The sequence below is a fragment of the Ruegeria sp. AL12 genome, assembly GCF_056540885.1.
The window spans coordinates 506,598-520,943 of sequence record NZ_JBQFXN010000002.1 but is presented as its reverse complement, the minus strand read 5'-3'; the positions used below and the strand labels follow the sequence as shown (position 1 = coordinate 520,943).

The window sequence follows — 14,346 nt, the reverse complement described above, 5'->3', positions numbered from 1 at the left end:
GGTGCGAATTGCTTGCTCTGACGGCCTGCACGCTCACGTCTTGTCCGTATGCGTAACCGCACGCCAATCCCGTGAGGGAGGGTTGGTCAAAAGTTTCGTTGCGCGCAACTTCATGGCGACGGACACTGGGTCCCCGCCCCGCATTTTGTCCGCGGCCTCAAACGCAGCTATCGCCTGCTCGAACCGGCCGGAACGATAATGCGCAAGACCTTGTTCGTAGGTCTCGATCCAATCAAGGGATCCTTCGAAACCGTCGGCCATCGCAATCAGCTCATAGACCACCAGCTCCTCGGTCCGGCCAAAGACCGCGAGCGTGTCCAGCTCTCGGACGACAATTGCGTCGCCTGCTTCGCGCCGGGTCTCGGGGCCGATCAGAATACGCGTGCCATACTCCTTGTTGGCCCCTTCCAATCGGCTGGCCACATTCACGACGTCACCGATCGCCGTGTAGTTCAACCGCTGCTCTGACCCAATGTTGCCAACCAGAGCTTCACCGCTGTTCAACCCGATCCTGACACGCAGGGAATTTCCGGCCTCGTCTTTGATGCCCGCATCTTCCACGGTCGCGACAAGATCCAGTGCCGCGCGGCAAGCATTTTCGGCATGGAACGCATCCTTGCGAGGTGCCCCCCAGATCGCCATGACCGCGTCACCCATGAACTTGTCGATCGTCCCGTCGTGGCGCGCGACGGCTGCTGCGGCCGCAGAGAAAAAAGGCTCCATCAACTGGATGATTTTGGGGCCGAGTTTTTCCGACAACCCGGTGAATCCGGTCACATCGCAAAACAATACGGATATCTGCTTCATTTCGCCACCGGGCTGCGTTTTGATGCCCTCGGCGACTAGCATCTTCACAAGATCGGTCGGCACGTATTTTCGGAACGCGGACAGTCCTGCTGCCATGCTGGCCGTTGCCGCAGACAGATTGGCAAGCTCGGACAGGTTTGAAGGCCGGCGTGGAATGCGTTCGACGTCGAAGCGTTCGATCTTGCTCAGATCCTCGGCAATGCGCGCCAAAGGATTGGCCACAATTCGACGGATCAACCAGATCGCCAGAGCGGTTGAGACGATCACGACCCCGATCAGGATATAGATCAGGTCTATCAAGGTTGCATTGATACCCGACAAAAACGCCGCCTCCGGAATGACCGTAGCGACGCGCCACCCGTAAAAGCCCAAAGGTGTCAGGGCCACCGCATAGGGGACGCCATCGATCACCACGCGTTTCGTCGAACTGCCCGCAGTATTGCCATCCGGGTCGCCCAACAGTTTTTCCCCCGAGATCTTGGCAACCTCGTACAGCTCACCCTCGCCCATGCGCGCCGGTGTAACTTCGTCCGCTTTTGCATCGGGAACAGCAATTACTTTGCCATCGGCATCCAGAATAAAGGCGGCTCCGAATTCGCCGGGCTCGAGCGTCGCCAGAAAGCGTGACAAACGGTCGGTTTCGATTGCGACCGCAAGAACACCCTGCCGTGCCCGGTTGACATCGATCGGCCCCGCAAATGCGTATACGGTCTTGTCACTGCCCGGAAGATCGCGTGCTTCGATCCATCCCATCGTGTCCAGGGACATAAAATTGTTGAACCAGGCATGATCGCGAGGATCATAGGAGGTCGGAACAAAGGTCCTTTCTTCGAACTGAATATCCCCGGGAATAAAAATGTATCGATCGGTCCGCAAGTTCCGGTCGCGGATGTCCTTGTCGATCTCTATCATCTCAAGCCCGCTGTCGCCCAAACGATGCGACGCGAAAAAATTGCCGTCCGGCCAACCGAAGAAAATCCAGGAAATATTCGGTTGCGCCTGCAACTGAGACAGAAAGACGAACTCTCGTTTATCGGCCTGCCGTGTTGCGATGACATTCTGTACAAAGATCGTGCGCACCGCCGACCATGCGGCTTCGGCGGATCTGAGGGTTGCCCCGACTTCGATGCGGACCGCGTTTGCGATCTGGCTGTTGATCTCAGCGGCAAGCATGCGGCTGTTGTCACGCGCGGTCGTCCACCACAGCGAATGAACAACGAAGGTCGACACGCCGATGGATACGGCGACCAGCATAGATACAGCAATGCCGACACTGAACCGCATGAAAACCCCGAAAAGAATGTCCTGTACCACAGTATTCGGTTGAGATGGCAAGAAGCGCAAAGCTTAGTTTGCTCCAACCCCGAAAAATCACGCAACTGTTAAGCACATGTGTATGCCGTGACCGAAATCCACGGCACCTGGTCACTTGCCAATGCCCAGAGGACAGACCTTGTCCGTGGCGGAAATCAACTGCCCTTGGGTCCGGATTTGCGACGTTTTGGAACTGCGTTGCCACCCTTGGCGGATTTGACGGCCGCCGCGCGTGCACGATTCTTCTTGCTGTTTGGCTTGCCCTTTGGCGGCGGTGGACCTTTCGGCGCGTCTCCGGCTGGTTTGGAGCGACCTCTTTTTTGTTCAACGCTGCCGGGTTTGCGCTTTTTCGGTTTTGCACCCGAAGCGCTGAACTGGCTTTTTGCGTCGTCATCCGACGCTCGGCGGGTTTCGGTCGCGGGCACGGTCTGGGCAGGCTGAACCTCGGGCTTGGATTGGCGGCGGTGGGCTTTCCGCTCAGCCGGAGAGTTTTCCTTTTTGTGTCCCGTAGGTCTGCCTTTGAACTTTCTTTTGAGACCGGACCGACCGGTTGACGACAGGTCCGGTGCTTTGTCCAACCGCACAAGGTCTTTGGTTTCTTCGATTTTCATCTCTGGACCAATGGCGGTCAGAAAGCGGTCGACACTGGCTTCACTGATTTCGAAATAAGTTACGTCCTCGGCAATCCGGATGGCACCGATGTCGTCTTTTGTCAGATCGCCCGCCTTGCAGATCATCGGCAGCATATGACGGGGAGACGCATTCTGATTGCGTCCTTCGGACAATGAAAACCAGACGCCTGGCCCAAAAGATGCGCGTGGTTTTGGGGCGGCCTGATCGACCGCCGACAGCTCTTCCGGGGCGGAATGGCGCAGTTTGTATTGCCTCAGGTAAGCGGCTGCGATTTGTTCGGGCGTGAAGCGAGCAATCAGTTTTTCAACAGACGGGCGTTCGCTTTCCGTGACCTCGACCTGCCAGTCCTCTGATGCCAGCATCCGAGCCTGATCACGCTCGTTCACCTCGTCGGCAGACGGGGCCGATCCCCATTCTGCTGTCAGCTTGGCAAATTTCAGAATGCGCTCTGCCTTTTTGCGCGATGATGGCGCGACGATCAGGGCACTGACGCCCTTGCGCCCAGCGCGACCCGTGCGGCCAGACCGGTGCAGCAGTGTTTCATGGCTGTTGGGCAGTTCGGCATGGACCACCAGATCAAGGTTGGGCAGATCGATGCCGCGGGCCGCAACATCGGTTGCGACACAGACCCGGGCCCGTCCATCGCGCATGGCCTGCAACGCGTTGGATCGTTCGCTCTGGGTCAGCTCACCTGACAGGGCCACGACCGAAAACCCCCGGTTCGACAGGCGCGCGGTCAGGCGCGAAACCATTGCTCGGGTGTTGCAGAAAACGATGGCATTGGGGGCCTCGTAATATCGCAGCACATTGATTATCGCGTTTTCACCATCACGCGGCGCCACCGTCATGGCCCGATACTCGATATCCGCATGCTGGGTCAGTTCGCCGACCGTGCTCACACGTTCCGCGTCGCGCTGATACCGCTTGGCCAGATTGGCAATCGCGCGTGGCACAGTGGCAGAAAACAACAAGGTCTGACGATCCGCGGGTGTTTCATCAAGGATGAACTCAAGATCCTCGCGGAACCCCAGATCCAGCATTTCATCCGCTTCGTCCAGGACAACCGCTCGGATAGCTGTCAGATCGATTGACCCTCGGTTGATATGGTCGCGAAGTCGCCCCGGAGTGGCCACAACGATATGAGCGCCTCGGGCCAACGCGCGACGTTCATCCCGAATGTCCATGCCCCCGACGCACGAGGCCAGAAACGCTCCCGCTCCGGAATACAACCAGCCGAGTTCCCGTTTCACCTGAAGTGCCAGCTCGCGGGTCGGTGCGACAACCAGCGCCAACGGCGCTTCGGGTTTGCCGAGCGTTTCTTCATCGCCCAGCACCCTGTGCGCTATCGCCAGACCAAACCCAATGGTCTTCCCTGATCCGGTCTGGGCCGACACCAGCATGTCGCGCCCTTCCAGCTCGGGCTGGGTGACGGCTCGCTGAACTTGGGTCAATGTATCATAGCCCTTGCGCGCTAGCGCATCTGCAATGGTTTGTTTCACGGTGGTGGTTCTTTGTATCGGCCAGGTGATAGGCGCTGTGCGGAATTGCGATCAGCGGATCATCCAAGGGTAAAGACAGCCCCATACCGGCTGCCATCCCGGTTGTATAGACGGGAAAACGGCCATTTTCGCCGAAAAGCTTCTCATAAGGGAACACCCTGACAGGTCAGACCCTGACGCAACCGTCAAGGCCGGGCCGCGTCAAGCCTGGGTCAACGCGGGAACACAATTCAACATCTTGCCGGCAGCTGCCTGCCGTTGGGCGTCAGAGACACGCACCGGGCACGCATAATCGTGCCTATCATTTCGATGACATGGCCGTCGTCGATGCGACATGGGTCAAACAAGAGCCCGAGCGGGATCGTTCCTGGTGTTGTTGGCCCAATCTCAAGCCCCTGTTGCCCGATGAAGTACTCTGCCACGGGTCAAGCCACTCACTTTTTCGATGATGGCATCGGCATCAATACAGTGGTGGCGATAGAGATCACCGATCGTTCCTGTCTGGCCAAAATGTTCGACCCCCATCGGAATGGTCTGATGACCGCGCACAGCGCCCAGCCACGACAATGTTGCAGGATGCCCGTCAATCACGGTGACCAGATTGCAGTGCGCCGGCAGGCCAGACATCAGGGTCTCGATGTGGGATAGTGCGGCGGGGTTGCCGCGCGACCGCGCGCGTTGTGCAGCCGTCCAACCGGCATTCAGCCGATCCGCGGACGTCACGGCCAAAACACCGATATCGCGACGGCCCTCGCCGATGATACCGGCGGCCTTGATCGCCTCGGGCGCGACGGCACCTTGATAGGCGATTACAACTTCGCAATTGGGCCCCGGTTTTCGCAACCAATAGGCCCCGTCAATGGCACCCTGCCGAAACTCGTCATCCACGCGTTTGCCGGGCTGCTCAATCGGGTTGGTCGTCAGACGCAGATAGACGGAACCGCCGGTTTCATCGCGCAGCCATGTGCGCTCGTCCGGTTGTCCTTCACCGTCGCGTTGCAGATAGTCGAAGGCCCATTCCATGATCACCGCCAGTTCATCAGCAAAGGCGGGTTCAAATGCAGCCAGCCCGTCCTGGCTCATCCCAATCAGCGGTGTGCCGACGGATTGATGCGCTCCGCCTTCAGGCGCCAGTGTCACGCCTGACGGCGTACCAACCAGAATAAAGCGTGCATCCTGATAGCAGGCATAGTTCAGCGCATCGAGGCCGCGGCTGACAAAGGGGTCATAGACGGTGCCGATCGGGATCAACCGTTTGCCAAACAGGGAATGCGACAGACCCGCCGCACCCAGAAGCAGCATCAGGTTCATTTCGGCGATCCCAAGCTCGATATGCTGCCCTTCCGGCGTGAATTCCCATTTCGCCGTCGAAGGGATCCGATGTTCTATGAAGGCATCGGCTTGCGTGGATCGGGCAAACAGCTTGCGCCTGTTCACCCAAGGCCCCAGGTTCGTCGTGCCGGTGACATCCGGAGAGGTTGTCACGATGCGTTCGGCCAACGGGCCATCACCTTTTGACAGATCGTCAAGGATCTTGCCAAACGCCATCTGGGTCGAGATTTCGCGGCTGGTGTCGACCTCGATCCGTGGCACGTCCAGCTTGTCATCGAAATAGCGGCGCGGACCCTTGGCAAAGAACGGTGCCTTGGCCAGGAAATTCTTGAATGCGGCGGGGTCCTGCACTGTCGCAAGCGGCTCCCATTCCTCGCCTTCTGGCACGCCCATATGCGACTGCCACGCGGCGAACTGGCTGTTGTTCATCAGCCCGCCGTGATTGTCCTTGTGGCCTGCGATGGGGGTGCCCCACCCTTTGACGGTGTAGGCCAGGAAACAGGTCGGGCGATCATGATCGATGGCGGCAAATGTCCGGGCCATGGTCTCGACGCAATTGCCGCCAAGGTTTTCCATCAGGGCAGCCAGCTCTGCATCCGTCCGCCGTTCGATCAGAGCGGTCACGTCCCCCTGATCCCCCAGATCGTCCATCAGGCGCTGCCGCCAGACTGCGCCACCCATGAAGGTCAAAGCCGAATAATCCTGATTGGGGCACGCATCGATCCAGTCGCGCAGGCGATCGCCGCCCGGTTCTTCAAAGGCCGCGCGTTGCAGAACCCCATATTTCACGCGCACGACATCCCAACCGAACGCATCGAAGATCTTTTCAATCCGTTCGAACAGCCCTTCGCGGACGATGCCATCCAGGGATTGCCGGTTGTAATCAACGATCCACCACGTATTGCGCAGGTCGTTCTTCCAGCCTTCCTGCAAAGCCTCGTAAACATTGCCTTCGTCCAGTTCGGCGTCGCCTACAAGGGCCACCATCCGCCCCATCGGAGCATCCGAGCCCCAGCTTTTGGCCTTGATGTAATCCTGAATGATCGAAGCAAACGAGGTGATCGCGACACCCAAACCCACAGACCCGGTGGAAAAATCAACGTCGTCGATATCCTTGGTCCGGCTGGGATAGCTTTGCACACCGCCAAAACCACGGAAGTTTTCCATCTTCTCGCGCGTTTGATTGCCCATGAGATACTGCATCGCATGGAAAACCGGCGAGGCATGGGGTTTGACAGCCACCCGGTCTTCAGGGCGCAGGGCCGAAAAATAGAGCGCGGTCATGATCGACACCATCGAAGCAGACGACGCCTGATGGCCACCGATTTTGATCCCATCCACCTTTGGTCGGACATGGTTGGCATGGTGGATCATCCAATGAGACAACCACAACAGGCGCTGTTCGACGATCTTAAGTTGGGTGGGATCGATGTGCATGGCGGTCTCCGGGTTCAGGCGGCGCTGCGGGCAGGATACGGCAAAGCTTGCTCCAGGTCTGCGAGGATATCTTCGACATCCTCAAGTCCGACGGACAAACGAATCAAACCATCGCTGATCCCATGCGCGGCCCGTTCCTCCGGGGTATAGGTCGAATGAGTCATGGATGCAGGGTGCTGGATCAGCGTTTCGGCATCGCCCAAAGACACCGCGCGCTGGATCATGTTCAGACGATTCATGAATTCGATCCCACCGGACAGGCCGGACTTGATCTGGAACGCGATCATGGCGCCGGGTTGGGACATTTGCCGCTGCGCGACATCATGCTGGGCAAAGCTTTTCAGCCCGGGAAAGTAAACCTCGCCGACGGCGGGATGGGCCTCGAGGAAATCAGCGACGACCCTGGCTGACGCGCAATGACGATCCAGACGCAGGTTCAGTGTTTTCAGGCCACGCAGGATCAGCATCGCGTTGAAAGGGGCCATGACCGCACCGGTCATATCCTTCATTCCGACCAGGCGGATTTCGGCGATCTGTTCGGCGGTACCGACAACCAGACCAGCGACCACGTCGCCATGCCCGCCGAGATATTTGGTGGCAGAATGCAGAACGATATCCGCCCCGTGCTCGATCGGGCGGGTCAGATAGGGGCTGGCGTAGGTGTTGTCGACGACAACCGTTGCGCCGACCGAATGCGCGATCTCGGCGCTGGCGGCAATATCCACCAGGCGCATGTTCGGATTGGCCGGAGTTTCGAAAAAGACAACGCGGGTTTTGTCAGAAACGGCAGCTTTCAGGTTCTCAGGGTCTGTCATGTCGACATGGGTGATCGTGACCCCCCATTTTGCCAGTCCGTGGCGCATGAAGGCGAAGGTGCAGCCATAAAGTGTTTTGTCCACGATGACTTCGTCACCTGGCGACAGCAGGGTCCAAAGCACTGCCGTGATCGCCCCCATGCCGCTGGAAAGGGCCAGTCCAGCCTCGGCCCCTTCAAGCACCGCAATGCGTTGTTCCAGAAGGTCACATGTGGGGTTCGAAATACGGCTGTAGATATGACCTGCGCGTTCACCGGCAAACATCTCTCCACCAGCCTCTGCGGTTTCAAAGGCAAACGTGGACGTCAAATGCAGCGGTGGGGTAAGGGCGCCGTCATTTTCCAAAGGGTTGTAAGCGTGGTGAATGGCGCGGGTGGCAAATCCGGTTGAACGAGTCATTGCAAGCTCCTGTTTCAAGTTGGCGCCAGTTTGCACCTTTACTTTGGGCTTTTGCTTGCAAATAGTACCAATGCCGCGATCCATATTGGCAGATTCTGCCAAGTTTTAGGTTGAAATGGACGATAAAGACAGACAGATCATTCGGGCGCTGCAAAAGGACGGGCGCATGACGAACCAGGACCTTGCCGACGAGGTGAACCTGTCTCCGTCGCCCTGTCTGCGCCGGGTCAAGAACCTCGAAGCGCGCGGGATCATAAAGGGTTACAGCGCAGATGTGGACGCCGCCGCATACGGCATAGGCATTACCGTTTTTGTGCGTATCCGATTGGAGCGGCACAATGAAACGGACGTTCAGAATTTCGAAAAACGCGTTCGGATGATCGACGAAGTTCTTGAATGCCACGTGCTGACCGGGGCGATGGACTATCAGTTGCGGGTGTTGGTATCGGATCTCGAGGCATATGAAGAGTTCATTCGAAACAGAATTCACCCGATCGGTGGGATTGCTTCGATCGACACCAGCTTTGTTTATGGAACGGTAAAGAAGACCGCCGTTTTTCCACCCTGATGGAACGCCCGGCCAATCTGCAAACTCAGGTTGAGGTGCATGTTTAACGGGCGCTGGGATCAGGATTCACTGCCAACCTATGACGATGGCGACGCGGGCGAGAGGACCTTTGAGCCTCGGTCGCATAGGGTTGCGACGCGCCGAGAGCCGTTGATCCTGTCGAACATGATCTAGGAACGATTGCGCCGCTTGGCGTGCTTTGCAGGCAACCCGCACTGTTTGCATCCCCGGATTCTGGCACGCATCCCAGAGATCAGACTTGTTCACCGCTCGTTTTTCGAACCGTGAACACGCTGACCTGCCGAATTCAATGGGTTCCGGGCCTAGTAGGCGACCATCGTCAGAAGCTCATATTCCGCAACCATTTCATCATCCTGCTGGGTCAGGGTGACATGCCAGCGGACTTCGCCGTATTCCTCGTTCCGTTTGGTCTTGGCCTTGACCGTCAACCGCACCTTGATGGTATCACCCGCCTCGACGGGCTTCATGAATCGCAACCCGTCAAGACCCGTGTTTGCCAGAACCGGGCCTTCGTTCGGTTCAACAAACAACCCGGCTGCAAATGACAAAAGCAGATACCCATGGGCCACACGGCCCGGGAAGAACGGGTTCCGTTCCGCCGCTGCCTGATCCATATGCGCGTAGAACGTATCGCCGGAGAAATTGGCAAAGTGTTCGATGTCTTCCATCGTGATTGTACGGGGCGCCGTGTGGAGCGTCTCGCCAATCGCCAGCTCGTGGAACCGGCGCGTGAACGGATGGGCTGGCCCTTCGACCTCGGTCGCGCCGGGAACCCATTTGTTCCCGATCGCGGTCAGCAGATCAGGCGATCCCTGGATGGCTGTCCTCTGCATGTAATGCTTCACGCCACGCACGCCGCCCATCTCCTCGCCGCCACCAGCGCGTCCCGGTCCGCCGTGAACCATATGCGGCAGAGGAGAGCCGTGGCCGGTGGATTCCTTCATCGAGTCGCGATTGTTGAAGTACAGGCGCCCATGATACGCTCCTGCCCCCAGGGCAACGTGCCGTGCCACATCGGCGTCACGGGTTATGACCGATGCCACCAACGACCCCTGTCCGCGATTTGCCAGTTCGATCGCATGGTCGAGATCGCGATAGCCCATCACCGTGCTGACAGGGCCAAAAGCCTCGGTGTCGTGGACACGCCGGGCCTCATCCGGATTGGCACAATAGTACAACATCGGCGGCAGGAACGCGCCTTTCTCGGCATCCGCCCCATCAACCACAAAATCGTCAGGGTTGCCGAAAACGCGTTCAGCTTCCTGCCCGATGATTGCCGCCTTTTCCAGAACATCGCGTTTCTGACCGTTCGAAACCAGCGCACCCATGCGTGTGGTTTCCAGCCGTGGGTCACCGATGACCGTTTTGGCCAGTCTCGCGGACAGGGCTTCGATCACCGCCTGCACCTGAGGCTCTGGGGCCATGATCCGGCGGATTGCGGTACATTTCTGCCCAGCCTTCGTGGTCATCTCGCGCTGGACTTCCTTGACGAAAAGGTCGAATTCCGGCGTTCCGGGCTCGGCATCAGGGCCCAGTATCGAGCAGTTCAGACTGTCCTGCTCGGCCATGAAACGAACTGAATTCTCCAGAATCACCGGGTTGGACCGCAGTTTCGACGCCGTGTCAGCAGATCCGGTGAAACTGACCACGTCTTGCATGGTCAGACGGTCCAGCATATCGCCCAGACCACCCGAAACCAGCTGCAACGCGCCAGCAGGCAAAATGCCGGAATCCAGCATCAGCCGGACGCACAGTTCGGTGACGTAGCACGAGTTCGTCGCCGGCTTTACGATGGCCGGAACGCCTGCCAGAAGGGTTGGAGCCAGCTTTTCCAGCATCCCCCAGACAGGAAAGTTGAACGCGTTGATGTGAACTGCCACACCGTGCAACGGGGTGCAGATATGCTGCCCCAGAAAGGTGCCATTGCGCGACAACTGCTCGACCTCACCGTCCAGATAGACATGTCCATCCGGCATCTCGCGCCGACCTTTCGAAGCGAAGACGAACATCGTGCCGATGCCGCCGTCAATGTCGATCAAGTGGTCGGACTGGGTGGCACCCGTGCTGAAAGACAGGTCATACATTGCCTGTTTGTGCTGACCCAAATGAATGGACAACGCCTTGAGCATCTTGGCCCGCTCATGAAACGTCATCTTCCGCAACGCCGGCCCGCCGACATCGCGCGCATAGTCCAGCATCCCCTGCACATCCAACGCGCTATTGCCGGCCGAGGCGATCACCTCGCCGGTGACCGCGCTTGCAATATTGCGGGCACCCGCACCGGGCGAAACCCATTCACCGGCCGCGAAGCTGGAAATCTGTTGGATTGTCATGAGCGTCTCCTCATCTGTTGTGTGATCTTCGCGCAGCCGTATGCCCGTCTCACGAAACCATAATATAAACCGTACGGTCGGTCAATAATTTGGCGAATTGGTAACCCGAACCGTACATCTCAGACTTGCGCTGGCAGTCGCGCGAAACCCCGAAACCGAATGCGTCCGCCCCGTTCAGCACCGTCAGTGATGCGATAGGTTGGGAATCGCGCAAGAAACCGTCCGACGGCCACGCGACCCTCCATACGCGCCAGGGTCAGGCCGACGCATGTATGGGGACCTCCGGCAAAGGCGTGATGCTTGTTGGGACGTCGATCCAATACAACCTCATCAGGCTGTGCAAACTGCCGCGGATCGCGATTGGCCGCGCCGATACACAGGTGAATGTCCGTTCCTGCCGGAATGGTCTGACCGTGGAACGTTACGTCTTCGGTGGTCAGACGATTGCCAAACTGATTTGGGCTTTCCAGCCGCAGAAACTCGTCGACTGCCGTGTTGATCAGATCCGGATTGGCCAGAAGCGCGGCCCGTTTGTCGCGGTGCCGTTCCAACAGTTCCACTGCGTTCCCGATCAGGTTGGTGGTGGTCTCGTGCCCTGCATTCAGAATGAAAATGCAGTTCTGGTACAGCTCGATCTCGGTCAAACCACCATCGGTGTCATCCTGCATCAACCGTGTCAGGACATCCGTCGCAGGATCTCCGGGGTTGGCCCGGCGATCTTCGATGACATGCCGAAGATAGTCCTTGAAATCAGATACCGACCGGTTGCCCCACTCTTCCTGCTCGGGCGTCAATTGGGGTTCCAAAGCGCCCAGAATAGCCAAAGACCAATCCCGCAAAGGGCCACGTTCCGATCTGGGAATGCCAAGCAGGTTGCCGATGATCTCGATCGGGATGGCGCCGGCGAAATCTTCGATCAACTCTACCGAGCCCTTGGCCTGCATCTCGTCCAGCAGCCCATCCACAAGTTGAATCAGGCCCGGTTCCATCTGCGCCAGCGCCCGTGGGTTCATCGCACCGACCATGACCTTGCGGACGCGGGTATGCAGAGGCGGATCATTGAACACAAGGCTGGTGGTATGGTGTTCGTACAGCGGGCTGTCGATACCGTATTTGGGGCCGAAAACCGCCTTTTTATCCGATATGAAACGCTCGGTATCCCGGTACACCAGATCCAGGTCGTCATATCGCGACAGGACCACCGAACCATCGGGCTGCCAGCAGACGGGCGTGTCTTCGCGCAACGCGGCGTAGGTTGGATAGGGATCCGCATGAAACCCGTCCGAAAGCGCAGTCAGAGAAAACATCAGTGACCCATCGCTCCCATTTGTTCGGGAAGGACCAGAACCAGCCACGGCACCAGAACGATCAGAGCCAGACGGAAGATGTCTGCCACCCAGAACGGTGTGACCCCCTTGAAGATTGTTCCGGTCGATACGTCCCCGACCACGCCTTTCAGAATGAACACGTTCAGACCCACGGGCGGCGTGATCAAACTGATCTCGGTCACGACGACGACAACAATGCCGAACCAGATCGGATCATATCCCAATGACGTGACCAACGGGAAAAAGATCGGAACCGTCAGCAACAGCATCGACAGCGATTCAAAGACGCATCCCAGAATGATGTAGATCCCGAGGATCATCAGGATCACGACGAAGGGCTCCACCTCATATGCGGTGACCAGGGCGATCAACGCTTCGGGCAGACCGGCCAGGTTGATGAAGTTCGAAAAGATCTGCGCGCCGATCAGAACCGAGAACAGCGCCGCGGCGGTGAAACTGGTTTCCTTCAGCACTTCAAAGGTCGACCCAAGGGTCAGCCCGCCGCGCGACAATGCGATCAGGAATGCCCCCATGGCGCCCATACCGGCGGCTTCGGTCGGGCTGAAGGTCAGGTTCAGAGGATAGAAATCGAACACTCCGTACAAGCCGCCGATCACCAGGAAGAACAGCAGCAACACCGCCCAGACCGAGCGCAGGGCCGACAGGCGTTCGCCCCAGCCGTGGCGTTCACCGGCGGGGCCGGCCTCGGGCCTGCGCCAAACGGTCCAGCGCACCGCGAACAGATAGAAGAGGATGCCAAGCACACCGGGGATGATGCCCGCAACGAAGAGTTTGCCGATCGATGTTTCGGTCAGCAGGCCGTAGATCACCAAAATGACCGACGGTGGGATCAGGATACCCAGCGTGCCACCGGCGGCAATCGACGCGGTCGACAGCTCATCCGAGTAGCGGTACCGGCGCATTTCGGGCATCGCGACTTTGGACATGGTCGCGGCCGTTGCCAGCGAGGAACCGCAAATGGCCGAAAAGCCGCCGCACGCGGCAACCGTCGCCATGGCGATACCACCTCGGAAGTGGCCCAGGAAGGCGTTTGAAACCGCGTATAACTCGCGCGCGAGCCCGCCCTTGTTTACGAACAGACCCATGAGGATGAACAGTGGCACGACCGAAAGGCCATAGTCCTGTGCCGTGTCCGTAATCTGGCGACCCACCATCGACATGGCGGCCTTCAGCCCGCGCTCGGACAGGATGCTGCCACCGCGTTCATATGCGAACCCAAGCGTCCCCACGAGGCCCATCGCAAACACGATGGGCAAACGTACCAACACAAGAACCAGGACAAGGGCGAAACCGATCAGTGCGGCAGTCATCAGGCGTGCTCCGACAAGGTTTGGGGGGCAAAAATGTGCAAAAGACCGGTGATGACCATCGCAACGGCCGTTATTGCAGTGAAGGCGGCGATGAACCAGCCGACATAGAAGACGGGGATCGACAGGTATTCGGTGACATCCCCGTAATCCCGCGCACGTTCAGCCAGAACCCAAACGCGCTGAATCGGCCAGATCAGCATGATGCCGGACACCAGATAGACTATCGCATCGCGCGCCCTGCTCAGCCGCAGGCGGGAAAAAATTCCATCGGTCAGGTCAACGGCGATTTGCCCCTTCCCGGCCGAAATCATCGGCAAAACCGAGAACACAAGGATCGCCATCAGAATCCGCGTCAGTTCGGTTGCCGCCTCGATCGGAGCATTGAAGACTGAGCGCAGGATGACGTCAAAAAAGGTCATCACCATCAGGATGAACAGCGCCACACAGGCCAGCACCGTCGGAATGATACTGACGCGACGCGCGAAGGTCACGATAGATTGCATGATTGGCCCCCAACGGGTGAAGATGG

At 58.5% G+C, this 14,346-nt stretch carries 10 protein-coding genes; 2 read left to right on the top strand and 8 right to left on the bottom strand.

Annotated elements, in window-relative coordinates; all coding sequences use genetic code 11:
• Positions 1–33 precede the first annotated feature (33 nt).
• The 4 genes from ACR0C6_RS10230 to ACR0C6_RS10215 form a co-directional block, all read right to left on the bottom strand.
• On the bottom strand, positions 34–2,091 hold the full coding sequence (locus ACR0C6_RS10230) for an adenylate/guanylate cyclase domain-containing protein (protein WP_480619127.1): 2,058 nt from the start codon (positions 2,089–2,091) through the stop codon (positions 34–36).
• A gap of 185 nt (positions 2,092–2,276) precedes the next feature.
• Positions 2,277–4,253 (bottom strand): DEAD/DEAH box helicase, encoded by a 1,977-nt coding sequence (locus tag ACR0C6_RS10225; protein ID WP_480619125.1) that lies wholly within the window; start codon positions 4,251–4,253, stop codon positions 2,277–2,279.
• 387 nt (positions 4,254–4,640) lie between these two features.
• A complete protein-coding gene (locus tag ACR0C6_RS10220; RefSeq protein WP_480619123.1) occupies positions 4,641–7,022 on the bottom strand; it encodes a 1-deoxy-D-xylulose-5-phosphate synthase N-terminal domain-containing protein in 2,382 nt (793 codons plus the stop codon).
• 14 nt (positions 7,023–7,036) lie between these two features.
• Positions 7,037–8,236: a methionine gamma-lyase gene (locus ACR0C6_RS10215; protein ID WP_480619121.1), complete on the bottom strand. Its 1,200-nt coding sequence runs from the start codon at positions 8,234–8,236 to the stop codon at positions 7,037–7,039.
• A 115-nt stretch (positions 8,237–8,351) separates the two neighbouring features.
• Between ACR0C6_RS10215 and ACR0C6_RS10210 the strand changes: the two genes are divergently transcribed.
• Complete coding sequence (locus ACR0C6_RS10210) at positions 8,352–8,804, top strand: Lrp/AsnC family transcriptional regulator (protein WP_171233299.1); 453 nt, start codon at positions 8,352–8,354, stop codon at positions 8,802–8,804.
• Between the two features lie 39 nt (positions 8,805–8,843).
• Positions 8,844–8,978, top strand: coding sequence for a hypothetical protein (locus ACR0C6_RS10205; protein WP_480619119.1), 135 nt, complete (start codon positions 8,844–8,846; stop codon positions 8,976–8,978).
• A gap of 149 nt (positions 8,979–9,127) precedes the next feature.
• On the opposite strand, the gene paaZ is transcribed toward ACR0C6_RS10205, so the two are convergent.
• From paaZ to ACR0C6_RS10185, 4 genes are all read right to left on the bottom strand, one after another.
• Positions 9,128–11,158 carry a phenylacetic acid degradation bifunctional protein PaaZ gene (gene paaZ, locus ACR0C6_RS10200; protein WP_480619117.1) on the bottom strand — a complete coding sequence of 677 codons (2,031 nt, stop codon included), beginning with the start codon at positions 11,156–11,158 and terminating at the stop codon, positions 9,128–9,130.
• A gap of 119 nt (positions 11,159–11,277) precedes the next feature.
• A complete protein-coding gene (locus ACR0C6_RS10195) occupies positions 11,278–12,465 on the bottom strand; it encodes a cytochrome P450 (RefSeq protein WP_480619115.1) in 1,188 nt (395 codons plus the stop codon).
• On the bottom strand, positions 12,465–13,817 hold the full coding sequence (locus tag ACR0C6_RS10190) for a TRAP transporter large permease (RefSeq protein WP_152460570.1): 1,353 nt from the start codon (positions 13,815–13,817) through the stop codon (positions 12,465–12,467). The genes ACR0C6_RS10195 and ACR0C6_RS10190 overlap by 1 nt, the downstream gene beginning before the upstream one ends.
• Positions 13,817–14,320 (bottom strand): TRAP transporter small permease, encoded by a 504-nt coding sequence (locus ACR0C6_RS10185; RefSeq protein ID WP_152460571.1) that lies wholly within the window; start codon positions 14,318–14,320, stop codon positions 13,817–13,819. The genes ACR0C6_RS10190 and ACR0C6_RS10185 overlap by 1 nt, the downstream gene beginning before the upstream one ends.
• Positions 14,321–14,346 lie beyond the last annotated feature (26 nt).

Bases quoted from the DNA above. Each gene is read 5' to 3' on its own strand.
- ACR0C6_RS10230 (WP_480619127.1), bottom strand. From the start codon at position 2,091: ATGCGGTTCAGTGTCGGCATTGCTGTATCTATGCTGGTCGCCGTATCC.
- ACR0C6_RS10220 (WP_480619123.1), bottom strand. From the start codon at position 7,022: ATGCACATCGATCCCACCCAACTTAAGATCGTCGAACAGCGCCTGTTG.
- ACR0C6_RS10215 (WP_480619121.1), bottom strand. From the start codon at position 8,236: ATGACTCGTTCAACCGGATTTGCCACCCGCGCCATTCACCACGCTTAC.
- ACR0C6_RS10210 (WP_171233299.1), top strand. From the start codon at position 8,352: ATGGACGATAAAGACAGACAGATCATTCGGGCGCTGCAAAAGGACGGG.
- ACR0C6_RS10205 (WP_480619119.1), top strand. From the start codon at position 8,844: ATGTTTAACGGGCGCTGGGATCAGGATTCACTGCCAACCTATGACGAT.
- paaZ (WP_480619117.1), bottom strand. From the start codon at position 11,158: ATGACAATCCAACAGATTTCCAGCTTCGCGGCCGGTGAATGGGTTTCG.
- ACR0C6_RS10195 (WP_480619115.1), bottom strand. From the start codon at position 12,465: ATGTTTTCTCTGACTGCGCTTTCGGACGGGTTTCATGCGGATCCCTAT.
- ACR0C6_RS10190 (WP_152460570.1), bottom strand. From the start codon at position 13,817: ATGACTGCCGCACTGATCGGTTTCGCCCTTGTCCTGGTTCTTGTGTTG.
- ACR0C6_RS10185 (WP_152460571.1), bottom strand. From the start codon at position 14,320: ATGCAATCTATCGTGACCTTCGCGCGTCGCGTCAGTATCATTCCGACG.